Source organism: Paenibacillus sp. MDMC362 (assembly GCF_003269305.1).
GTDB lineage: Bacteria > Bacillota > Bacilli > Paenibacillales > Paenibacillaceae > Paenibacillus_AQ.
Map to the genome: position 1 here is coordinate 124,147 of NZ_QLYT01000010.1, position 23,465 is coordinate 147,611.

The 23,465-nt window shown below is 51.1% G+C and carries 18 protein-coding genes; 4 read left to right on the forward strand and 14 right to left on the reverse strand.

Features of this window, described 5'->3' with window-relative positions; translation table 11 throughout:
- Positions 1-100: 100 nt before the first annotated feature.
- The 6 genes from DP091_RS05355 to DP091_RS05380 form a co-directional block, all read right to left on the reverse strand.
- On the reverse strand, positions 101-1,021 hold the full coding sequence (locus DP091_RS05355; RefSeq protein ID WP_113057384.1) for a Gfo/Idh/MocA family protein: 921 nt from the start codon (positions 1,019-1,021) through the stop codon (positions 101-103).
- A 228-nt stretch (positions 1,022-1,249) separates the two neighbouring features.
- On the reverse strand, positions 1,250-1,831 hold the full coding sequence (locus tag DP091_RS05360) for a histidine phosphatase family protein (RefSeq protein WP_113057385.1): 582 nt from the start codon (positions 1,829-1,831) through the stop codon (positions 1,250-1,252).
- A gap of 42 nt (positions 1,832-1,873) precedes the next feature.
- Entirely contained in the window at positions 1,874-2,212 is a 339-nt protein-coding gene (locus DP091_RS05365; RefSeq protein ID WP_113057386.1) for a YrdB family protein, read from the reverse strand.
- Between the two features lie 49 nt (positions 2,213-2,261).
- Positions 2,262-2,705, reverse strand: a complete 444-nt coding sequence (locus DP091_RS05370) for a DinB family protein (protein WP_113057387.1) — start codon at positions 2,703-2,705, stop codon at positions 2,262-2,264.
- A gap of 20 nt (positions 2,706-2,725) precedes the next feature.
- On the reverse strand, positions 2,726-3,805 hold the full coding sequence (locus DP091_RS05375; RefSeq protein WP_113057388.1) for a winged helix DNA-binding domain-containing protein: 1,080 nt from the start codon (positions 3,803-3,805) through the stop codon (positions 2,726-2,728).
- A gap of 48 nt (positions 3,806-3,853) precedes the next feature.
- Positions 3,854-4,642 (reverse strand): ABC transporter ATP-binding protein, encoded by a 789-nt coding sequence (locus DP091_RS05380; protein WP_113057406.1) that lies wholly within the window; start codon positions 4,640-4,642, stop codon positions 3,854-3,856.
- Positions 4,643-4,975: 333 nt separating this feature from the next.
- On the opposite strand from DP091_RS05380, the gene DP091_RS05385 reads away from it, so the two are divergent.
- The gene (locus tag DP091_RS05385; protein ID WP_113057389.1) at positions 4,976-5,725 is read left to right on the forward strand and encodes an MBL fold metallo-hydrolase; all 750 of its coding nucleotides are present in this window, start codon (positions 4,976-4,978) and stop codon (positions 5,723-5,725) included.
- A 21-nt stretch (positions 5,726-5,746) separates the two neighbouring features.
- Here the strand turns inward: DP091_RS05385 and DP091_RS05390 are convergent, their stop codons facing one another.
- Entirely contained in the window at positions 5,747-6,706 is a 960-nt protein-coding gene (locus DP091_RS05390) for an aldose epimerase family protein (protein ID WP_113057407.1), read from the reverse strand.
- Positions 6,707-6,803: 97 nt separating this feature from the next.
- Positions 6,804-10,142 (reverse strand): tetratricopeptide repeat protein, encoded by a 3,339-nt coding sequence (locus DP091_RS05395; protein WP_113057390.1) that lies wholly within the window; start codon positions 10,140-10,142, stop codon positions 6,804-6,806.
- A gap of 166 nt (positions 10,143-10,308) precedes the next feature.
- Between DP091_RS05395 and DP091_RS05400 the strand changes: the two genes are divergently transcribed.
- Entirely contained in the window at positions 10,309-11,202 is an 894-nt protein-coding gene (locus DP091_RS05400) for an AraC family transcriptional regulator (protein ID WP_113057408.1), read from the forward strand.
- 375 nt (positions 11,203-11,577) lie between these two features.
- Here DP091_RS05400 and DP091_RS05405 read toward each other — a convergent pair whose 3' ends face one another.
- The 4 genes from DP091_RS05405 to DP091_RS05420 all read right to left on the reverse strand — a co-directional run bounded on the left by DP091_RS05405 (position 11,578) and on the right by DP091_RS05420 (position 18,880).
- Positions 11,578-13,689 carry an alpha-galactosidase gene (locus tag DP091_RS05405; RefSeq protein WP_113057391.1) on the reverse strand — a complete coding sequence of 704 codons (2,112 nt, stop codon included), beginning with the start codon at positions 13,687-13,689 and terminating at the stop codon, positions 11,578-11,580.
- Between the two features lie 100 nt (positions 13,690-13,789).
- The gene (locus DP091_RS05410) at positions 13,790-15,403 is read right to left on the reverse strand and encodes an ABC transporter substrate-binding protein (RefSeq protein WP_113057392.1); all 1,614 of its coding nucleotides are present in this window, start codon (positions 15,401-15,403) and stop codon (positions 13,790-13,792) included.
- A 122-nt stretch (positions 15,404-15,525) separates the two neighbouring features.
- Entirely contained in the window at positions 15,526-17,361 is a 1,836-nt protein-coding gene (locus DP091_RS05415; RefSeq protein WP_113057393.1) for a cache domain-containing sensor histidine kinase, read from the reverse strand.
- Positions 17,339-18,880, reverse strand: a complete 1,542-nt coding sequence (locus DP091_RS05420) for a response regulator (protein WP_113057394.1) — start codon at positions 18,878-18,880, stop codon at positions 17,339-17,341. The genes DP091_RS05415 and DP091_RS05420 overlap by 23 nt, the downstream gene beginning before the upstream one ends.
- Positions 18,881-19,054: 174 nt before the next feature.
- Here DP091_RS05420 and DP091_RS05425 point away from each other — a divergent pair, with 174 nt between their 5' ends.
- Positions 19,055-20,032: an ABC transporter permease gene (locus DP091_RS05425; protein ID WP_113057395.1), complete on the forward strand. Its 978-nt coding sequence runs from the start codon at positions 19,055-19,057 to the stop codon at positions 20,030-20,032.
- Positions 20,033-20,051: 19 nt separating this feature from the next.
- Positions 20,052-20,945 carry a carbohydrate ABC transporter permease gene (locus tag DP091_RS05430; protein WP_096776841.1) on the forward strand — a complete coding sequence of 298 codons (894 nt, stop codon included), beginning with the start codon at positions 20,052-20,054 and terminating at the stop codon, positions 20,943-20,945.
- Between the two features lie 157 nt (positions 20,946-21,102).
- Here DP091_RS05430 and DP091_RS05435 read toward each other — a convergent pair whose 3' ends face one another.
- Together DP091_RS05435 and DP091_RS05440 are read right to left on the reverse strand one after the other, a co-directional pair.
- Positions 21,103-21,438 (reverse strand): hypothetical protein, encoded by a 336-nt coding sequence (locus DP091_RS05435; RefSeq protein WP_146746987.1) that lies wholly within the window; start codon positions 21,436-21,438, stop codon positions 21,103-21,105.
- A 269-nt stretch (positions 21,439-21,707) separates the two neighbouring features.
- The gene (locus DP091_RS05440) at positions 21,708-22,892 is read right to left on the reverse strand and encodes a matrixin family metalloprotease (protein WP_113057397.1); all 1,185 of its coding nucleotides are present in this window, start codon (positions 22,890-22,892) and stop codon (positions 21,708-21,710) included.
- Positions 22,893-23,465: the final 573 nt, after the last annotated feature.

Genomic DNA, 23,465 nt, shown 5'->3' on the forward strand with positions numbered 1-23,465 from the left:
TTATGTATAATTGCAGGTCAAAAAGGTTATCAGGTAAGGCGAGTCACATCGACCTCCCCGACAACCTCCGCCTTCCAGGGAATAACACGCGTCTATTCCGTTATCGTCCTGTTCGATCGTTATCATCCAGTCTCACGGTTTCACCCGTTTCGCGGGAGACATTCGCCGCCTCCAGAAAACGAATGATCTCCAGCGTCTCAGATAAAGAAACGTCTGAGACACCTGTCGTGAACATCTTCATGATCTGCTCCAGCAGATTCGCATAATAAGGTTTCGGATGCGCCATGATGTCCACAAAGCTGCTGGCGTCCGTGCGATGGATGGTCATCCCAAAGCGATCATTGCCTGCACGGTTGCCTCGAATCGTCCCGATCCTCCCGTCATTCCAAACCGCTGTTAATACCTCATGCCATTCGGTCGCGGCGACATGTACGCGTACGCATCCTGGTCCGAGAACGCGGTAAAGCATCTCCGCCGCGTGGATTCCGTACCAGAAAAATCCCGGCTGTGTCGGTTGAAGGGGGAGCGGTCCGGCGCAGTCCGCGCCAATGATATCATCCACACCGCCACGAGCCAATTCATCCTGAAGTCCTTGCGCATATCGAAGAGACGAGCTGCTCATAACAGTAACCTGAAACCGCTCCGCCAGTTCGGCAATTTCCCTCGCATCCTTGCTGCTCACCGCAAACGGCTTATCGATAAATACCATTTGGCAGTGAGGAGCAATCGCGCGGAACAAGGACAGATGCGATCTTCCGTCGACCGCTTCGAGCATGACGGCGTCAACCTGCTTGGCAACGTCTTCCGGAGAATCGAATATTTCAGTTCCCCATGCCGCGAGTTCCTTCGTATATCCCTCCACCCGGCTTATGCTAAGCTCGAAGTCCGGGGATCCTCCGGGAAATGCCGCCGTAACCCGTGCTCCGGGAACATGATAGGGATGCGTCTTGTCATGCAGCATGTTCGAGAAAATGGAGACATGCGATGTATCCAATCCAATCATACCGATCTTTAAAGTCATAAGATCATTCTCCTTTACCTTCAGCATTTTAGATGATTACGCTGGCTTTTCCATTTCACTGCGTTACTAAGGATATCCAGCAGCCGGGCACTGGCTGTTCTTTCAACCATCATATCATCCTGAACGACTAAAGGACGTGACTTTAATTCGTCTTTTAACCTACCTGGATCCAATGCAAAAAGACCGCCTTCATCTGATTACCTGACGTTGGCAGTCTTTCTAACGGACTTATAAATGCTTCGTGCAGTTGAATAAGGGGCAATTCCATTCACCGTTGGATTTGGTTAGAAGAGTTAAGGAGGCATTATCCATATAGGTAGCTGCAAAACGCTGGGGCAGCAGCTTTTGCAGCGATAATCCAATGACGGCGCCATGACTCACAACGAGAATATTCTTATTCTCATATGCGTGCATGATTTCCTCCAAAAACCGAGTTCCCCGCTCGGCGACATCCTCATATCGCTCCATTCCTAGGTCCATTTCTCGCCAGGAATGTCCCCAGGTCACCAATCGCTCTTCCTCTGTTGTTCCTTCAATATGACCGCAATCGATCTCGCAGATCCGTTCATCTTCCATGATATCAAGCACAGAGATCCCTTCAGCAATGATCTGCGCAGTAGCTCGCGCACGGATCAGGGGACTTGAGATGATAATCTCCCAAGACTCTCTCTTTAAGCGTTCAGCTACTCGTTGAGCCTGCTGCCTCCCCTCAGCATTAAGAGGAATATCGCTTCGTCCCTGAACCCTATTCTGAACATTCCAATCCGTTATTCCGTGTCTAATAAGGCCGATGGTAGCCGTTTCATCCACCTCCCGCAGGGTGCATCTCCATCTATTTCTGCAATATACGATCTACGGCTGCATTCTCCATTTTATCACGATGAAGCGGTTGGCCAGAGCCACAAGGGCAAAAACGATGGCAAACGTAATATAGCCCGAGTAAATCTGGCATGCCACCGCGGTTGCAAATATAAGAAATTCGATAAGCAGTACCACGGCCAGCGGCAGCTTGATCCTTGCCTTCGGAGAGATGGTCATGCCCCAGACGACGGCTGCAAGCAGCGGAAGCCCAATACCGAGTCCGACCTGTGCCATGAGCCCCGAACCGTAGTGGAAGCCCCAGTAACCTATCGAAAATAATAGGATCAATTCCAGAATAAATCGAATAGCAAGATTCCATAATTTGAACATATTGGAGCACCTTTCGTTTCCTGTTGTACACCCATTTCCAATGCAGTAATCACAGCTCGATTTGCTCCAGATGATGGATCATATGATCCACATAGTCGTTAAACAACCACTCCAGTGTGACCTCCGTTTTATCGGGCAGCACGCATTTTTTCTGAAAATCTGATGAATCGGCTTTTTGCATGACTCGCAGAATCATTCGGTTCAAATGCTGCCACAGTGACAACACTTCCGATTGATCATATTGATCCTGGTAATCGTTCACCCGGACCCAATCGTTCTGCGTGTACCCCGAAATGGCAATCGGATAATCGGATAGCAAGATTTTCACAAACCGGATATGGTTATTGACCGCCGAATCGCAAAGGTGACCCAGGATCTCCTTCTTGGACCATTTATCAGGCGCAAGCTTCAGATTGAACTCCACCTCATTAGTCGACGTTACAATCTCTGTCATCTCGGTAATCAATGATTCCAGCTTCATGATGGACTCCATACGCTATTCCTCCTTCAAACTCATGATTCTACTCGTCCAATCGGCATTTCCATGAAATCACTGTAATGCTTAGCCGCCTCCCGAAACTCCTCTGCTTGATCGCCCAACGGCGAGAACGGACATAACGTGATTTCGATGCCGCTGCGCTTGATTTCCCGCTTCCAGGTACCAGCCACTTCCCCTCCTGCCACCATCATCGGTTGAAAAACCCCGTTGCGATGGGGAGCGATCTTCGCATCGTGCTCTGTCTCTATGATCGCGCTGCGGTCCTTGTAACCCAAGTAATATTCATCAAAACCTGGAAGCAGAACCACCGAATCCGTATCAGCGGACACGGCCGGCGCAGTAACAGAGCTCCAGTATTCCGTGCCGTTGACAAAATCTAAACGAAGATTTGATTTGACCGCCTCAAAGCCTCGTTTAGCTTCCGTCAGCGTTAACCCGACCCACCACGCAAAATCCTGAATCGTTGCGGGTCCGTGACCGGTAAAATAACGAAGCGCCAGCTCCGCCAGCGATTCTTCGAGCGTCAGCTCCCTTGAATTCGGGACCCACTCATCGAGCAGCACGAAACTATGATGTTTGCCTTCATGCGGGCCAAAACAGATCATGCCTGTCCGTCCCAAATATCCAAGAATATAATAACCGCGGCCGTTCTTGGTGCTGATCCCCGCTTCCTCCAGCAGTTCCATCAGTCTGGGACGGGATACGGTTGTGCAACCACTCAGCGCGTTGCCAATTATGGTACGGCATCGATGGAGCGTACCTTCGTCAAGCTCAAGTTCGGCCTGCTTCTTCTTGTCATGCGTTTGAAAGCGCGATTCCGTCAGCTTCACCATCCACTTCGCGTCCTCGGACGGTACGAAGAATATCGTCCCTCGCATCGGCCAGGTTAACACGATTTTGCGATCGTTCAGGGCCTGCTCCACATCGGATACCTTGGCGGACTGCGTACGGAGACCGATTCCCCAGACCGCTTGGTGGTAATCCTGGGCTTGCACAGCGCCGAGACTTCTGACGGCTTCCTCCGGAGTTTCATGCTTCATGCCTGTTATCCCTTGATTGAACAGCCTTCGATTCGCTATGATTCGATTTGGCACAATGGTCACTCTCCTAGGTCATGAATATCCCGCGAGCTTACAAAGTGTTCATGATAAGTCTGGAATGGACATCCAGGCCCGATCATTCTGCCAGCTCACCTCGACCGGCGTCTCAAAAAACGAGGTCAAATTGTCGCTGGTCAGCATGTCCCGGGAACGCCCCTTCCCGAACACGGTGCCCCGGCGGATGAGCAAGGAATGCGAGAAGATCGGCAGTATTTCTTCGATATGGTGCGTAACGAACAGCAGGGTCGGCGCATCGGGCTTGGAAGCCAGTGCCGTAATGCTGGACAGCAGCGCTTCCCTCGACAGAAAATCGAGTCCATTACAGGCCTCGTCCAGTATCAACAGCCTCGGCGAAGCCATAAGCGCCCGGGCGATCAGCAGCTTCTGCTTCTCCCCTTGCGAACAGGTTTCATATGTACGACCCAGCAGATGAATACAATTGAAATCCTTCATAAGCTGCTCGGCCTGCTCCCGGTCTGCTTCATCCACCTTCTGATACAGGCCAATAGAAGCATGTTTGCCACTGATCACGACATCCAATGTAGACTCACTCGGTCGGATTCTTTCCTGCAGCGAGGAGCTGACCCAGCCTATCGATTTACGCAATTCTCTTAAATCCACCCTGCCAAAGAGATGCCCGAGCACCGAAACCGTACCGCTGGTTGGCCAGATGTATCCGTTAATCATATTCAAAATGGTTGTCTTTCCGGAGCCGTTCAGCCCAAGAACCGCCCAATGCTCTCCTTGCTGTACGGTCCAATCCACGCCTGTAAGAACGGTCTTCTGCTCCCGTTGCCAGGTTACGTTATTCAGTTCAATCGTCGTATTCATCACTGCTCCCTCTCCTTCTTCAATCTGCTGCGTCACTTCGTTTCTCTTTTCAAGGATTATACCAGCAATTACATATTCCTCAATAGCGAGATGAAATCCAGCCGTGTGAGCAGACTACGACTTGGAATCATGTTATGTATCCGGGCCGGACATTTCATATATTAACGAGGATTCTGGTCTAGGAATTATCTATTGACAAATAATTATTTTTGTGTTACGATATAATATTTTGCTATTTACATGTTTTTGTTGATTTGATAATCTACTTCTGCTCAGTCTTCTCTGGAAGTTGAAATCGGGAGAAGAAATCCCCATATAGGGAGGTATGTAACCATGTTAATCGATCAAGGCATTCATATGCTGAACATATCAGCGGCCATGATGGGACGAATCGAAACGATCCATCCGACGTTCCTATGGGATCAGCAGGATATGGTTCTCATCGATACCGGCTATCCCGGCCAGTTCCCGCTCATTCAGGAGCAGTTATCGCACATCGGGATTTCCGTTCAGGATGTAAGCAAAATTATTATAACACACCAGGATTTGGATCATATCGGCAGTTTGCCGGCCATGATCCAGCACAGCAACTACGCCCCTGAAGTGTTCGCCAGCGAAATAGAAAAGCCTTATATCGAAGGCGATACAAGGCTTGTCAAACTATCGCCCGAGGCCATTACACAAGCGCTGGCTTCGATGCCGGATAACGTGCCGCCGGAGTGGAGGAACGCGTTTAAACACACGCTGGAGAACCCTCCAACAGCACCAGTGAACCGCATGTTGCGCGACGGCGAGGAGCTGCCGTTTGGCGGCGGTATCATCGTGATCCATACGCCTGGCCACACCCCCGGCCATACCAGCTTATATCATATACCGAGCAAAACCCTGATTGCAGCGGATGCGCTGAACGTCAGAGAGGGACAACTAATCGGGCCGGATCCGGCAACCACTTTTGATTTGGCTTTAGCCCAGTTCTCCTTGCAGAAGCTCACTCACTATGACGTCCGTAACGTGATCTGTTACCACGGCGGATTATTTACGGACAATCCCAACCAGCGCATTCGTGAATTGGCTTATGCTTAAGCAGTTGTTGGTCTCTTTCGATCAAGAAACTTCTTTCTTCTGTTCGTCGATCCAGCTAATCTCAAGGTACCACGAATACGTACCGCCGGCCGGCACTTCGGCCGCTGCCTGACGATGCATAGCATACGAGAGATTATCGAGCAGCCCCGTCGCAGGCTCAAGCGCAAGATGATACTGTCCCTGATAGCCGCCGTAGTTCGCCCATATCGCTAGATAAGGCACCTGCTCTTTAGGAAACATCATGCGGAGTCCTTCTCCCGCAACCGGATCGTAAATGGAGGCTGTCCCCTCCGGCAGCTCGTCAGCAAAATAAAACTTCTCCGCCGATGCTTCAAGCCTGCTGGCGGTTCGATTCAAGCGAATATGGGGGTTTTCCTCCCATGGCTGCGGCCATGTCCGAATATCGCCGAATTCTCCCAATCGACCGTTCGCCGAGTACGATATGATGATCTCCTTCGGCTCGTGAGGAACGATAATCTCTGCGCCTTCATCAATTTGAAATAACGGATGCGCGGCCCACAGGAAAGAGAAAGGGAACGGACTCGGATTATGAACGGCATAATCGATCCGCAGGGTATCTTCACGGGGGAAGAAGTAGGTTTTGCGCAGCTGATAAGGAATTCGGATTCCCTGCACGCTGCAGTGAAGCTGTTCTTCCTCGCTGTGCGCCTCCCATGGAATGGACCAGACCTCGCCATGATCCGGAAGCTCCGTTCCTTCCCATGGATACGCGGGATACCGGCAGACATTGATTGTAGGAAACATTTCGTCCCATCCACTGCCGTCCCGCTTTCCAAAGGAGCTTGCATACCCGTTCGTTTCCAGAACTCCAGCAGGCTGCACCAGCCATTCCCGGCCTGTCATTCGATTGCGAAGCGAGATGACCCTGCTTCCGAGTTCAGGCACCAGGGCCATCTCCATCACCTCCGTGCGCCCTGTCCAAACCTCATATCCATCCAGCATCCCTTTGCTCCAGATCATCATCGTCGTCCTCCTCCGTTATATCAATGCATCACCCGGAATGCACAAATGCTCAAGGACCGTTCATAACGGCCCTTGAGAATGAAGTGTCAATCCCTTACACCAACGTCTTGCAAAGCGCCAAATGCAGCGCAGCTCCTTGATGGTGAGACTCCAGCTGCAGCACCTCGCGGAACAGGGTTTCCGCGGACTGCCGGTCACCAAGTCCTAGATGCCCGAGCCCCATCATGTAGCGGCAATGAATTTCGTTTCTTCGGTTCAGATCTTCATCAAACACCAGGAAGTCCGGGAGCGATACGGCAAAGTAATCAATGCTCTGAGGCTCGAATATATGCTTCTCCCCGTAATCGATCAGCTTGTTAAACCGGCTGCGGGCTTCATTCTCCCGGCCCAGCCTTCGCAGCGCGGCCCCTTGATAAAAAATCATGTGCGGCGGCTGATCGTTGTAATACATCGCACTGGTCGGCTCATCCAGCCCCTCCGAAGCTTTCAGGAAGTACGCCTCCGCCTCTTCGGACAAGCTTAGCCCCTCGTATGCGCAGCCCAAGTAATAATCAATGTTATTCTCCTGCGTTCCCGTGAGCTTCCCTTCATTGATGTTGAGCGGATATTGCTTGGCGGCAAGGAGCTGCTCTACGGCTTCCTCGCAGCGACGATCCTGAAGCAGCTGCTTCGCTAGCTCCACACGGGCCAATACATACTGAGCCGGCACCTTTCCCTCTCCGCCTTCCCAAGGGTGAAAGTTGCGTTTCAGAATCAATGCCAGCGCCTCCTCATACCGATTCAACGTATTGTGCAGGGTCAAATATTCCAGAAATAAATCGTCCCGCTGCTCAACCAGCTCCATGCGCTCTTCCATCGCTTTCAAGCGATCAGCCGGAGCATGACCGAGCTTTTTATACAATTGGTCCAGCTCGTAGAAGACCCTGGCGTCCGCCGGATTCAGCGAGAAGGCGGTTTGCAGGGATGCCACTGCTTTGTCGTGGTCCTGTCTCTTGTTATAGTAAGCGAGCGCCAGATTCCGATGCGGCGTAGCGAAGCTGCCATCCAAAGCGACCGAAGCTTCCCAGCTGCTTATGGCCTCCTCGTAGCGCTTCTTGTCGTAAAGCAGATTCCCTAAGTAGTACAACGCCTTCGCATCCTGCGGCTGTGCGCCGAGCGCATGCTTTAGCGTCACGTAGTCATGCAGGGAATTCGGGAAACAGTACGACGGATCGGCCTCCGAGGCCAATCGGTAGCAAGCGTATGCCTCTTCCACCCGGTTCATCTTCATGAGCGCACTGCCCTGGTAGTAATAAAGCATCGGATAGACGGCAGATGCCGTAAGGCGTTCGATGCGCTGCAGCACATCCACAGCGTCACCATATTGGCCTGCATCCGCATAGTCCTGAGCTACGGCGATATAATTATGCGGATTATCGTGCAGGAGCTGGACAAGCGATTCGTAAGCATGCCGGCTCTTGTCCTCTTGCTTCAGTTCTTGATATACGGCTGCCAGCTCGTTCATCGCGCCCGCATCCATGGGATCCAGCTTAAGCGTTTCCTCAAGCCATGATGCCGCATCTGCCAAGCGCTCCTGCCTTCTTAATATGATGCTCTTGAGATGCCGCGCTTTATAATTACGGTACTGGGCAGCCAGGGACCGTTCGATCAGCTCGAACGCTTCCTCATATTCCTGCTTCTCGCAGGCAATCTGGGCCAAAGCCAGATATCCCGCCCCTTGCCAAGCCCCCGACCAGACCGATTTGTACAGATAAGCGTACGCTTCATCCAAACGGCCCTGCCACTTCAAGGCTTTGCCCAAATGATAGAACGGTTCGCTGTCATAGGGCCGGGCGTTGTGGCGGGTCAGGGTTCCGATGGCTTTTTTAAAATATACCTCACTCTGCGTAAAGCACCCTCTGCGCAGCAGGAGCAAACCATAGGCATTGTTCAGCCTTGCGTCTCCCGCATCGCGCCGAAGACCTTCCACATAATAGGCTTCCGGTTCATAGGTTGCGTGACGGTACTGCTCCAGATGCTGCCCTGCCAAGAACAGCGCTTCGGTATTCTTCAGGTCCTCCGGCTTGCCAATCGCCGTGGCCGGGTCCGGCGTTCGCTCCAAGTTACGCGGCTTGGGCTGGTAAGCGACCAGCTCTTTGCCGTCCGCAGCGAATACCGCGACTCGCACATCCTCCTCCCTCATACCTGGGGAGAGTTCGATTTCGGCCTGGAAGGTATCGGCTGGCGACAGCTTGACTTTTCGATCCAAGCAGGTGCGTCCCGCTCCGGTCAACAGGATGCGAGCCTCTTCGATAACCGAGGTTGCATAAGCATGTACAACGGCCTTGCGTCCGTGGACTTCGAGATTTACGGCGGCGTCTATGGACGCATTCTTCACGAGCCCAATGTCTTTATAGGGCATGAAGTACTGCTTGAAGCTTTTCTCCTCATACGGCGCCAGCCAGGTGAAATCGGGCTGGTTATCGGTATACACGCCGGTCATGAGCTCGATGTACGGGCCGTCTTCGTCGGTCAGGTTGCGATCCCAGGCCTGGCCGAATTCGCCGTGCCCCCACGTCCACTGTTTTTTGCCGGGAGATATATGTTTATTGGCGACATGCAGAATCCCTGCTTTCAGGCCATGGTCATATCCGCCGACGAAATCGTAATCCGAATGATAAGCCATATAGGAGGTCGGAACGGGAATGTTGCGGTACATGGAAATATCGACGCCCGCCGAATAGTCCTGTTTATAGTACGTGCCGGTTGCGATCGGGAATTTGGACACGTCCCGCTTCCCATGATCGAACACCGCATGAACATCCGGCGGAAATACGGATTGGGTATGATCGTTGACCGCTACCGCCGGATTCGCCCACCACAGAAAGGTCTGCGGCTCCGAGGTCCGATTGTACATTTGCGCGTGAATTTCAAGATACGCCTTGCCCGGATACAGCGTGAAGCCGGTGGACACCTTCGTGCCGTACATCCGGTCGATCTCGCCGACCCATACCGTCTTGCTGCCATCCGGCTGATCCGTTAGACTCCACTCCACCTCGCCATAGGTGTTCGGACGGTGATGCTGCGGCCAGTTGAACTCGATTCCCCCGGATATCCATGGACCCGCAAGGCCAACCAAAGCCGGCTTGATCACTTGATTGTGGTATACAAAATCATAGTTATTGGTTTTATCGATGGCCCGGTAGATGCGGCCGCCAATCTGCGGCATGATCTGAATCTGCACGTACTCATTTTCAAGGAAAATGATCCGGTAGGGCTTTAATACTTTCTCATCGTAAATTTTATCGATGACCGGCAGCGGATAGACACGCCCCGAGCTCCCCTGATACACCCGTTTCTCCAAAAACATCGGGTTCAGGTCCGGCTTCCCCACTTCATACGTGGGAATCTCCACGGTCTCTTCCCGTACGCTCACTTGCCGTTGTTTTGTCATGTCGTCATCCCTCCGTTAGCATCCGCGTAGGCTGCGTTATGTATCTATCTTATAAGCCCGCCTCCCGAAGAGCCATTGACGATATCATGTTGATGATGGATTATATTCTGATTTTCTAATGCTCAATCCGGTTGACAACAATTCCGTTCCGATTCATAGTGAAGCTATGGATACCATACGAAAACCAGACGGATTTGAATCCCAGAAAATCATGGTCCTCCCGGATCATATTATGGAAGAGGCTGCACGGCACCCGCTTGTGCAACCTCTGTACGTGACCGACATCGGGTACTTTCCGCGTGCGCTGCATCACTACCGGGAACGCCCGGAGGGCAGCGGTGCGTACATCTTGATCTACTGCGTGGAGGGGGAAGGCTGGTATCGATTGAACGGCGGCAAAACCCATTCTCTGCTCAAGGGGCAGGCGGTTGTCATCCCGCCGGAAACGGCGCATGAATATGGATCCTCGGAGTTTCATCCCTGGAGCATTTACTGGTGGCATATGAAGGGGACGCATGCAGGTTTATTGTTCGAGGGTTTTACCGACGCAGCCGAACCCGCCGTCGTTCCGGTCGAACAGTCAAGGAGCATCGTGGAGCTGTTTCAGGAAAGTTACGAGCTGCTGCAAAAAGGGTATACGCTGAACCATATCATCCATGTCTCGCAGCTCGCCAGCCACTTGGCAGCCATCATCCGCCTTGCCCGGCTCCAACCGCAGCGGGGGCAACACCAGCACAACAAACATGACATGGAGCAGACGCTTCGGTTCATGACCGAGCATCTGGAGGGGCATGTGAGCCTGAAGGAGCTGGCGGCCTACGCCAACCTGTCCATACCTCACTTCACCTTCCGGTTCAAGGAAGCGACGGGCTACTCCCCCATCGATTACTATCTGCGGCTCAAAATCCAGCGGGCCTGCCAGCATCTGGACCTGACCGGCCAGAGCGTCAAGGAGATCAGCCACCGTCTCGGCTTCCAGGATCCTTACTACTTCTCGCGGCTGTTCAAAAAAATCATGGGAAAATCCCCTTCCGAATACCGAGATACCCGGAAGGGGTAGGATTTCCTGGTTATTTCCTTATACTGAACCCAAGCTTTGGTTCGATTGACCACACACTTTTTTTCGACTGGGAGGAAATCATAATTAACAAATTCATACCCTGTCTAGTCATGTTTGCCATTATTATTTGTGGATGCAGCAATAACAGCAAAGAAAAAGATGAGCCTGTGAATAAATATGTAGGATACGTCGTTCAAAAAGAAGATGGTAGGATTTTGGTAACCCGTTATGATGCAAAATCAGATTTGAACGACGCAATATGGACCCACTTTCCTAAACTATAGAATCCAATATGGGTCATACTTATACGTTGAATAGTCAACCGTAAAAAGCGTCGTATCGCGAAAGGCAATACGACGCTTTTCTATTTCAATCTCATTCCTGTCTCTGAATCCGATACACCAAGCTGTCAAAATCCCCGCGCAGCGGCAGCTCGATCCCGATGTTCATGAGTGCCCTGCCGCTCCATGTACCATCAAGTCCCTCAATGGCATACGACTGATCGGCTTGCAGTCCGGTCAGCTGCAGTCTCGGCAGCGGCTCGCCCAGCTTCTGGCTGTGCAGGAACGCAAACAGCACGTTGTCACTGCCGTCTTCGCTGCCGTACTGCACGGCCGTTACGCCTTTATGCTGAAGCGAGTCCAGGCGATACTGACTGCCGAACTGAACCAGATGGCGAATGGATTTATACTGTGCGACATATTTGGCCGATTCCGCAATCCGCTCATCGCTCCACGCATTCAGGTTAGAGCCGATGCCGAGCGTTCCCATCATGGCGCTGTGGAAGCGGTATTTCAGGGAGACCTGTCTGCGATTCATCCCTGTCGGCGACTCCGTTACCCAGCAGGTCATCATCCGCGGAGCATACGTGTATGAGAAGCCCTCCTGAATGCTGAGGCGGTCAAAGGCATCGGTGTTATCGCTCGGCCAGGATTGGTCGGCATATCGGAAGATGCCAAGATCGATGCGCGCTCCGCCGCCGGCACAGGTTTCAAACGCCACCTGCGGGAATTTGCGCCGCAGCTCCGCCCAAATCTCGTACAGGCTCTGAACGTGGCGAATCCAGATCTCCTTCTGGCGGTGTAGCGGATGATCCTTCATGCCGGGTTCGGTTACGGTCCGGTTCATGTCCCATTTAATGAACTTGATGACATGCTTCTCCAGCAGGTCTGTCATAAACTGCAAAATGTAAGCCTTAACCTCCGGCTTCGAAATGTTCAGCAGCAGCTGATTGCGAAGCTCGGAGCGCTCCCGCGTCTCGAAATGGTACACCCAATCCGGGTGCTCCCGGTACAGGTCGCTGTCCGGATTGACGGCCTCCGGCTCCACCCAGATGCCGAAATCCATGCCAAGCTCATGCACCTTGTCAATCAGCTCACCGAGACCGTTCGGGAACTTCTCCCAGTTTACGAACCAATCGCCAAGCCCGGCGCGATCATGGTTGCGACCGCCGAACCACCCGTCGTCCACGACGAACAATTCCACGCCCAAACGCGCGGCTCTTTCGGCCAAAGCCATCTGATCCTTGGCATTGACATCGAAGTACGTCGCTTCCCAGGAGTTATACAGGACCGGTCTCGTTTCACGGCCGGGGAGGACATCCGAATACTGATAGCGGTGCAGCCGCCGGCTCATCCCGCCAAAGCCGCCGCTGCTGTATCCCCCGACGAAGCCGGGCGTATCGAAGGCTTTTCCCGCTCCCAGCACCCACTCGCTGTCGAAATCATTGATGCCTCCGGTCACCCGGACATGATCGAACACCGTCCGCTCGGCCGTAATCTTCCAGTTCCCGCTCCAGGCCAGCGCCCCGAACCAGACCTGCCCCGCCGATTCCGTGGCTTGTCCGTCATCCATCGCAAACCATGGGTTGGCATGACTGTCCGTAAAACCCCTGCGGGATTCCAGCACCTTCTTTCCTTCGGTGAGAAAGGTGCTGCGCAGTTGAAATTCGCCGGACCATTTCCCCGTCACGTGCATGAGGCGGTAATCCGCCAGATAGGGGATGACCCAGGCCGCGGACTGCGCGTTCTCCAGCACGATATCCGCCTTGCCGCGGTTGACGATCCGGGCCGAACGTTCGATCAGGTCGCACTCGGGAATCACCCGGTAGGACAGTTCGACTTCGAGCGGGTACGCTTCGTCCTTCATGACGATGATCAGCGTCTCTCTGCCTTCCGTCTGCAGCGTGCGATGCCCAGCATAACGAACCACCAAGTCGCGCACACCATCCGGCATGCGGACCTTCAGGCTGGGCTCGCTGTATTTGACTCCGCCCCAGAAGCTGTATTCCTCCACCTCCGAATGGACTTCCGCATCAAACGAGCTGTGCGATCTCGGCCGCAGCAGCGGCGCCGCGTCTTCGATCGCGATGGACTCTCCCCAGTAGAGATGCTGCAGGTTGCCGCTGTCGTTGATGCCGAACAGATAGGAGCTGTTATCGGTTTGTATCGCAAACACGCGAAACGGTTCTTGGTATTGAATGGTCACAGAATATCATCCTTCCGATTCGTGTTGATATGGTTTTTGCCTGTTCAAGAAAAAAAGGAGAGCCAAAAGACGAAGCATCTTTTGACTCCCTTTAGCCAGATTATTTGCCCCACAGCTCTTGACGTTTGTTGAAGTTGTCCGTATAAATCTTTTCCAGCTTGGCCAGGCCAGCCGCCTCGATCTCGGCCATCATCTGGTTATAGGATTCCACCACTTGGTCCTCGGAAAGCGACAGGGCCATCTTCAGGAAATATTTATTGATGGTGTCGTTCACCTTCGTTTCCATAATGGCTTCCGGCGTTCCGCCAGCCGGACCCAGGTTATCGTACGGCGCCGTATCAAACGACGTATCGGCCAGGTTCTTGATCGCCAGATCCGTGACCGGATCGGTCTGGTAACGGCCCATCAGGTCATACGGGGTTCCGTCCTCGCCGGGACCGTTCTTGATCATCCAGGTCCACTTGCGGATGCCCGTCGTACGGGAAGCTTCGTCCCAATTCTTCTTGAAGGCGTCCAGCACTTCTTGTCTTGGCACATGCTTGCCGTCCTTCATGTCCCAATGCTCGCCCTCTACTCCCCACATCAGCAGATACTGGCCTTCCTCGCTGGCCAGGAAATCCAGCAGCTTCATCGTCCGGACCGGATCCTTGTTGGAGCGGCTGATGGCGACGCCGTCCCAGCCCAGGGAGCTCTTCGGCCCGTAAGTGGCCTCTTCCGGCTTCACGCCCGGGGCCAGCACTTTATATTGGTAGAACTGGCGCTCCTCCTCGGTGGCTTTATCAGCTGCTTCGGTTTTGAGCAGCGCATTCGCATTGCCTACATTCCAGAGCGCTTCCGCCGTCGCAAATACGTTGCCGTTGCCGAGTTTCTGCTCGAACTGCTTGGTCTTCATCGTTGCCCATTCTTTATCGAGCAGGCCTTTGCGGTAAAGGGAATTCAGATATTTGACCATTTCAAGATAGCGCGGATCGCGGACGTCCTTCTTCAGCTCTCCGTTCGTTTCGTAATACGGCATCATGCCGTACATGCCCTTGAAGCTGCCGGTCACCGCTCCGACATTCTCGCCGTTAAGCGTCATCGGAATGCTCTCTTTTCCGTCGATCGTTGGATATTTCTCCTTAAACTTGACGAGCAGCTCCTCGAATTCCTCCGCGGTAAACGGTTCGCCGTTGTTCACCTTATCGCCGACGCCCAGCTCCTTCATGATGTCCATGCGCATCATAAATCCGAATACCGGGTACTGCTCCAAGCCGTACCAGTTGGAGAAATAATAATTGTTGCCGTCCTCGCTTCGCGTTTTGGCGAGCGTGTCGCCGTACATTTTTTGGATATTCGGTCCGTGCTCTTCAATCAGGTCATTCAGCGGGATCACCGCGCCCGAGGTAATATACTTGTTCATGATATCGCTTCCACGACTCATCAAAATAACGTCCGGAAGATCGCCGCTGGCCAGCATCAGATTCAGCTTCTCGACCGGATTGCCCGTAGGCTGCTGGATCTCGACGGTCACGCCTGTTTTTTCCGTAATCACTTTAGCGACCGGATTGGTAAAGGCATCCCCCGTGTTTTGGTCAAACCAGGTTAACGTGATCGGCGCGCTGCTGTCCGCATTCGTACCGCTGTCTCCGCCCGATGCCGCCTTCTGGTTGCCGCCGCAAGCCGAAAGCGTTGTCATAACGAGGGCTACTGCCAGCATCAATTTTAGTTTCTTCATTCCCTGAACCCCTTTCTAAGGTCGTCATATTCAAAAGCTCGAATATATCTATCATTGTAAAAATCGGGAGTTCATTGATCTATAACGCAATCTTACAATCCATGATGCAAAATGTCTTTCATTCAGGGTAACGCCTGCTGCGGGTCCCGTTCGTTTGCAGGATGCCTATCGGAGATTACAGGTATCCGAATGGTCACCGCGGTTCCGATGCCGAGCCGGCTGAAGATGCTGACGCCATATTCCTCTCCGTAGGTCAGTTTGATCCGGTCATTCACGTTTTTCACGCCATATCCAGACAGATTATCCGATTTGCTCAGCGCGCGATCGAGCTGTTCGGGGGTCATTCCGATGCCGTCGTCGATGACCTGGAGCAAGATGTCGTCTCCCTCCTGTCTGAGCTTCACGTTAATGTTGATTCCCGATTCGTCCCCAATGGCATGATTGATGCAGTTCTCGATGAACGGCTGCAGAATCAGCTTGATCGTTGTGTTCCCGAACAGCTGCTCATCCAGGTCGTAATGCATATGAAGCTTGTCCCGGAACCGGATCTTCTGGATCGCGACATAATTCTTCACCAGATTGATTTCCTGCTCCAGCAGAATGATGCGCTTTCCTTTATTCAGCGAAACTCGGTAATACTTGGCCAAATAATTGACCATCTGGTACACCTGCATAGCCCCTTCTTTGATCGCCAGGGAAGAGATCGAGGACAAGGTGTTGTACAGAAAATGGGGGTTGATCTGGGCCTGGAGCGTATTCAGCTCCGACTCCTTCCTTGCGATTTCCTTCACGTACACGTCATGGATCAGGGACTGTATCGTCGAGGCCATCTTATTGAACGCAAAAGACACCTGACCGATCTCGTCATGCCCCATCGGCTTAATCGACAGCCGGAAATCTCCGCGCTCCACCTTCCGGATCTGCTGCAGCAGCACCTCGATCCGCTTGGTCATGACCTTGGTCGTAAAATAGAGCAGCAGGATGGCCATGCCAATCGCCAGCACGGAGAACCAGATAACGTTCTTGGTCGCCTGATTCGCATTGGCCAGCAGCTCGTCGTAGGGCACGGTGATGACCGTGGACCAACCGTTGCTGAGCTTTTTATACGTGAAAAAACGCTCCTGGCCGTTAATCTTCATATCGAATGAGCCCGCATCCTGGGTCATCCGCTCCTGAATCGGAAACACGTCGAACAGCTGGTTCGATTGGAGGTTCTGATCCCCCGTGCTGATCACGCCGCCAAACTCGTCGATAATATAGACGCTTTTGTTGTCGTTCTCCATTTTGATCAGGGAGTAGAATTCGTTCGCGTTAATGTCCATGGTCAATATCCCGTACGGATGCTGCAGGCTGAAATAACTTAACGAACGGGCAATGGTGATATGTGCATCATCGGCCTTGAAATTCCCGGAATGGAAGTACACCGTATTGCCGGCGGCATCCAGCACCTGCTCCTCCATCGCCCGGGGCAGCTCTTCCGTATATTTGACGTATTGACCGTCGGAATAGAGGGTATGGTTCCCCGTATAAATCGTGATGCCCAAAATGTTGGCATTCAGGGTCATCAGGGACGGCAGCGTCCGGTTGATATATTGGAAGGCGTCCAGATAATAGTACGCCTGCTCATAATCAGTAGACAGATAATTGCGGAGCTGCGCATCCATGTAGAGGATGTTCGACAGCTGATTGTAATACTCCAGCCGCTTCTCCACGTTGGTGTTAATCTGTGCCAGCGATCCGCCCAAGGCCGTATAGGTATGCTCCGTAATCGTGCTGCGGGTCGAAGAATACGAATAATAGATCAGCAGCGAGAACGGAAGGATGATCACGATCAGAAAGATGAAAAAGAACTTGTGCCGGAGCCGCCAATTGGTGTATGCGCGTAAGTGCGCGAACGGGAAAGCTCCTGCCAGACGGCTCCATGGGCCGGACGGGCTAGATGTTTTTGCGGTATTCATTCGGCGTAACTCCTTGGCTTTTTAGGAATAAGGAAATGAAGTAGGATGTGCTCTCATAACCGACCCTTTGGGCGATGTCCTGCACTTTGAGCGAATCGTCGGCCAGCAGCTCCTTGGCTTTGTTCAGCCGGATTCTCGTGAGGTAATCATGGATCGTCATGCCGGTTTTCTCCTTAAAGATGGAACGCAGGTAGTTGGGAGACAGATATACCTGATCGGACAAGCTGTTGATTGTGATGGCCTGGTGATAGGTTTGGTCGATCATCGTGCGCACCTGGTGCACCAGCCTTGCATTTTTGTCCATGAACCGGTGTTCCAGCGTCTGAATCGCATGCCCGGCAAAATCCATGATGATCGCTTCGATTTCAATAATGGTTCGGCACTGATAGATGGCATGGTAAAGCTCCGCCCGCTTGTGGCTCTCCGTGATTGGTTCATGAATTCCCTCCAACAGACGCTCCACCAGTCCGATGGCAAAGTCGCACACTTCGGTTTTTCGGATTCGCAGCATGACCAGCCGATTGAAGTAATCCCGCAGCTTCTGCGCGGCTTGCTCGGATGCCAGCTGATGAATGTCCTCGAAATAGGCCGTTTCTTGGAAAGGAGGAATTTGCCGGCTCTCCAGCTGCCGCAGCACGTCCTTGGCATAGATGACTCTCCCGTTCCCGACGTAAAACATCTCCTCCAGCATCTGCCGCGTCTCCCGGTATACATCCTGGATGCGGGACAGCTCTTCCGGCTCCTCGTTCACGGCCGCGGTCATCGTAAAGCCCAGCGTATTCTGCATCTGCTTCAGCAGATCCTCCCACGTAAAGCGGCTCAGATGGCCGGCGGCATCCATGAAGATGCCCAACTCGCCTTCCCGGCAGACGACCAGATCCGCTTCGAGTTTCTTGTCCGCAAGCCACTCCTCCATAAACGTCTGCAGGCGCGCCATGCCATCCTCGAGGGACAGCCCCGGCTGTGCAGCGTGCGGAGCATCGATGCCGAGCAGCGTAAGGGTATACGTTCTCGGCTCCGTATGGCGGGACAGCTTATGGTAGCTGGCAGCAAGGTTTCGGAATCGCTCCTCGTTCTGCTCGAATATCATCTCTCGTACAATATTGGATTTGGTCACGCGAATGGAGCGGTTCTTCATCCGCACTTCCTCGCAGCGCCGTTTGACTTTATCGATAACGCTTACAATTTCGCTCAGATCCAGCGGCTTCAATAAATAGCCGACGGCTCCCACGTTTAAGGCCGACTTCACATAATTGAATTCATCGTGTCCGGTCAGGAAGACGAACTGAATCCAGTCGAATAACTCACTCACCCGTTTCGCCATATCAAGCCCGTTCATGACGGGCATCTGGACGTCCGTCAGTACGATATCGGGCTGAATCACCTCGATCTTCTCCAGGGCATCCCTGCCGTTCAGGGCTGTTCCGGCTACATATATCCCCATCTCTTCCCAACGAATATAATCTCGGATCATCTCAAGCTCCAGCTCTTCGTCATCTACGAGAAAAATGCTGTACATGCTCATACCCCCTGTGTCGGCTTTATCCCTTCATATTATAGCGATTTCGTTTTTTTAACTATGGGAATTCTCGATGTAAGTTATTTTCAAGCATCGATCGTTACATTGTCATATCGACACTCATTTTTTCCGAGTCTTATAATTTGAGTTAACTTGAGATGCGAGGTGCCCCATATGAAACCTGCTACAACCTTACAGACGCGGAGTGACTTGAACTTGAGTCCTCATCGAAAAAGCCGCTGGGCCATGCTGAAGCAGCAGAAGTATCTATTCCTGATGATGCTGCCCGGACTGATCTGGGCCATTGTGTTTGCGTATACGCCCATGGTTGGCCTATACATGTCCTTCGTCAATTACCAGCCGACGCTCGGCGGCTTCTGGTCGACCCTGTTCACGAGCGAGTTCGTCGGCCTGGAATGGTTCCGTTACTTCTTCAACAACGGCGACTTCTGGATCGTCATGCGAAATACGCTGGCCTCCACGCTGATCACGCTGCTCTTCTCCTTCCCGATGCCGATCCTGATCGCCATCGCGATTAATGAGATCAAGAACGTGAAATTCAAAAAGACGGTGCAAACCGCCTCCTATCTTCCCTATTTCATATCCTGGGTTATCGCGGCCAACATCATCGTGACCTTGCTGTCCTCGGACGGCGCGATGAACGGCATATTGAAATTCCTACACATCACCGATGAAAGCGTTTTATTCCTGCAGGACGGCAAGTATTTCTGGTGGATCGTTGCGCTCGGCAATACGTGGAAGGATATGGGCTACAGCTCGATCATGTATTTGGCGGCCATCTCGTCCATCAACCAGGAGCTCTATGAAGCGGCCAAGGTCGACGGCGCCAACCGTTTTAAACAGATTCGGTACATCACCCTGCCTCACCTAAAGCCAACGATTGTCATTTTGCTGATTCTGGCGCTTGGCGGCATCCTGAACGCGGGCTTCGACCAGCACTTCCTGCTCGGCAATGACCTGACGCGGGATTACTCCGACGTCCTGTCCACCTATTCGTTCCGCTATGGTATTCAGAACGGCATGTTCTCCTATGCGGCAGCCGTCGGCATGTTCAGCTCCGTGGTGGCTTTCATCATCGTGGTCATCGTCAACTATACGGCGAAGAAGCTGAACGGGCAGTCCCTATTCTAAACCATAAGGAGGTACATCCATGTTAAGCAAAAAAACCGTGCCCGAGCGTATCTTCGATGCCTCTTTATACCTGTTCCTGACCGGCATCTTTCTCGTGACCTTCTATCCGTTCTGGAACATCCTGGTCATCTCCTTGAACGATGCGACCGATACGATGCGGGGCAACCTGTACTTCTGGCCGCGCGTGCCAACCATCGAGAGCTACCTGACCATCTTCCGGAATCCGGAGATATGGAGCGCCATCAAGATCACCGTGCTGCGTACCGTCGTCGGGACGGCGGCATCCATCTTCTTCATCACGCTGCTCGCTTATCCGCTCAGCAAGCGCAATCTGCTCGGGTGGAAATACTTCTCCTTCTTCTTTGTGTTCACGATGTATTTTGGCGGCGGGCTGATCCCGACGTATATGATCATCAAATCCCTGGGGCTGATCGACTCCTTCTGGGTCTATATCTTCCCTGGCTTAATTGGCGTGTTCCTGATGATTCTGGTGCGCACCTTCATGGAGCAGATCCCCGGCGAGATCGAGGAATCCTCCAAAATCGACGGCGCCAACGACCTGCAGACGTTCTTCCGCATCATCATGCCGCTGTGCGTGCCGGTGCTCGCCACGATCGGCCTGTTCCTGGCCATCGGCCACTGGAACTCCTGGTATGACTCCTATGTGTATACTTACAAGCCGGAGCTCAAGACCCTGCAGGCCGTCCTGGTCAAAATCCTTAACCAGTTCCAAACCGCCGGCATGATGTCCGATGCCCAGCAGCTGGCGCAGGGCTCCAAGCGGATCCCGGTCTCCAGCGAAAGCATCCGGATGGCGGTGACCATGGTCGCTACGCTGCCGATCATTATGGTGTATCCTTTTGTGCAAAGGTATTTTGTGAAGGGGATTATGATGGGGGCTATCAAGAGTTAGATTTTTGTTGGGAAATGAAGAGAGCCCGTACCTGGGAGGGGTAAGGGCTCTTTGTGTGTAGGCAGATTACTTCACGTTGATAATAGAACTATTCAACGCTCACACGCATGAAATGATACTCCTCCGGCATTCCACTAAAGCCTGGAACAACACTCCTTTAACTTTCTTTTGCAGGCGTATGATTAACCACTTTCCATTGACCATCCTGGTAGGCTAAGGTTATTTTTGCAGAGAGACCACCCTCATTTGAACGATACTTGCTTACCTCTATAGTAACTTTGTTCTTATCCGGCTGCTCTTGCTTTTCAATTTTCAGCAGAATCCCTTTTAGCGTGCTTTTGTCAGTGTCATATAATCCTTCATCAACCAATTTTTCGTAGGTAAGATTATAAATCTTCACGTTATATTTGCTTTGGAGGTATTCCTCAATGCTTTGCTTATCAGAATCCTTTAAGGGAAGTTGATCATCGAGATCCAGTGAAATGTACTCCATGTTTTCATTAAGAGCTGTATCTGTCGATATTAGTTCATCCAATGCTAAGCGGTAAGGTTCAGCTAACCCGTTCTTAGCACCTGAGTCAGTAACACCATTAGCACAAGCTGATGTTAGAAAAACAGCTATAACACTGAGTACAAAAAACAGCGACTTGACTTTTATGACAATCCCCTCCTTGACATTCTTACCTAAACTAACGCAATCAAAATCAAAAATGTTGCAGTATATAAAAGCAGCCCTGGAGGGCTGCTTTTATATACTATTAGTTAAATATTACTTTCCTCGCCTTCTGGAAGGAATATTCTTGGAATGTTATGATCCTTGTTATAAGTTTCAATCCGATTGATTTCATTTTGAATATTGTTTAAATCAAAGCTGTGCGTATCTGTGTTATTTTCGATAAAGCTTTGAGTATGGGCTCCAATATTAAACTTTCCTTGGGCTTGTCCCACCAAATAATATCCGAAGTCGTCTTTATCAGGTCTCAACCCCTTGTTACCAGTCAAAAATACCATGACTTCTTCTCCGACATGAAATGCAGGAGCTGCTTCTTCATCGAGAATATAAATCATTTCGGCTGTTTCCCCGCCATACACCCGTATTTCCACAGTCTCGCCAGGATCGCCTTTATATACGTTATTAACTTTAATTATTGTATCCGTAACAGGGAAACCTTCAAAATCGCTTTGCACTTCTTGAGAAATGACAGTTCCAGATATAATAACATCCGCTTCATTAACAAGTTGATTCTTGTCATATTGGATAACCTCTGCGTCAGAATGAACAACAACTTTGGAAGCTTCATTTGAAACGGGGTTTCCATCATCATTTGCTTTCAATAGGTCGCTCTTCCATCTCGATACGGAATATTGAGCTGCCTCTTTATCGGCGGTCGTTAGTGTTCTTTTATAATCCGTATTCATTGAACCAGAGCCATACATTGTATCGTCATAGACAGGTGAATGCCCTACACGTAGAGAGTGGCCCAATTCATGAGTCATCGTACTTTGAATATCATAATAATTCGGTTTTGGAGAATTGGCCCAGTTATGGCTGGTATTGATCCTGATGTCTGATTCAACAACTCTATTGGAAGAGTTAACATAAGGCAAATGTTCGCCGGTAAAAGAGTTGGCTCCATATGCATTTTTGGTAATGGTGTTAATATTGTTTTGACTCGGGCTACTGTCACTAGTCTCTGTTCCAGACTTGTATAAAAAGCTACCTGATGGTAATGCATTATTCCATTGATTCATTGCCGTTTGCATTTGTGTTTTGGTAGTAGCATCAAAAGTAGATTGGACGGTATAAACGACACTTGATCTTCCCTGCGTCCAAATTGTAGAGTACAGTTCATGACTGTAAGCAGCGAAAGATGTGCCTGCACTGCTCATTAACATGAGTAATGAACCCGCTATAATTAAAGGTTTTTTCAATTGTTTCTTAGGCATATTGTTTCCCTCCCAATAAGACAGAAATAAGTATTAACAGACCTTCAATACTCACAATCTATATACTGCCATTCCCCTCCCTTCAAAGTGGTTAATACCTTATTCCCTGCTTTATGTAGCATTTTATCGTGCACTTTTTTCTAAGTTGATTGATTTACTACAGAACAGCAAAGAGTATTACATTATTGAATGCTTTGCAGTATCCTCCCTATTATTTAAGGGATTATTCTGATATAAAATAGCATTCAATATATAAACACATTAAAAAGAAATAAGTTTTACTAATTTGTTATTTTTTTCAATAATACCCAAATTACCTTTTGTGCTATGCTTTCTTATGAATATGTTAAAGAAGATAGTGCAAACTACGTAAAAGATGCCTTCATTTCAGCTGAATCGCTCGTCTGCATAAACTCTTCTGGACAAAATAATAAGTATAAAAGGGAACTGTTCTTTTCTGAACATAGTTCCTTTTATACTTTCTAGTGAAATTGTTTTTTTAATTCAGTATTTAAGAATACATATTATTTAAAGATCAATCTATCGATCGTCTCCCCATCCACCTCCATCTCC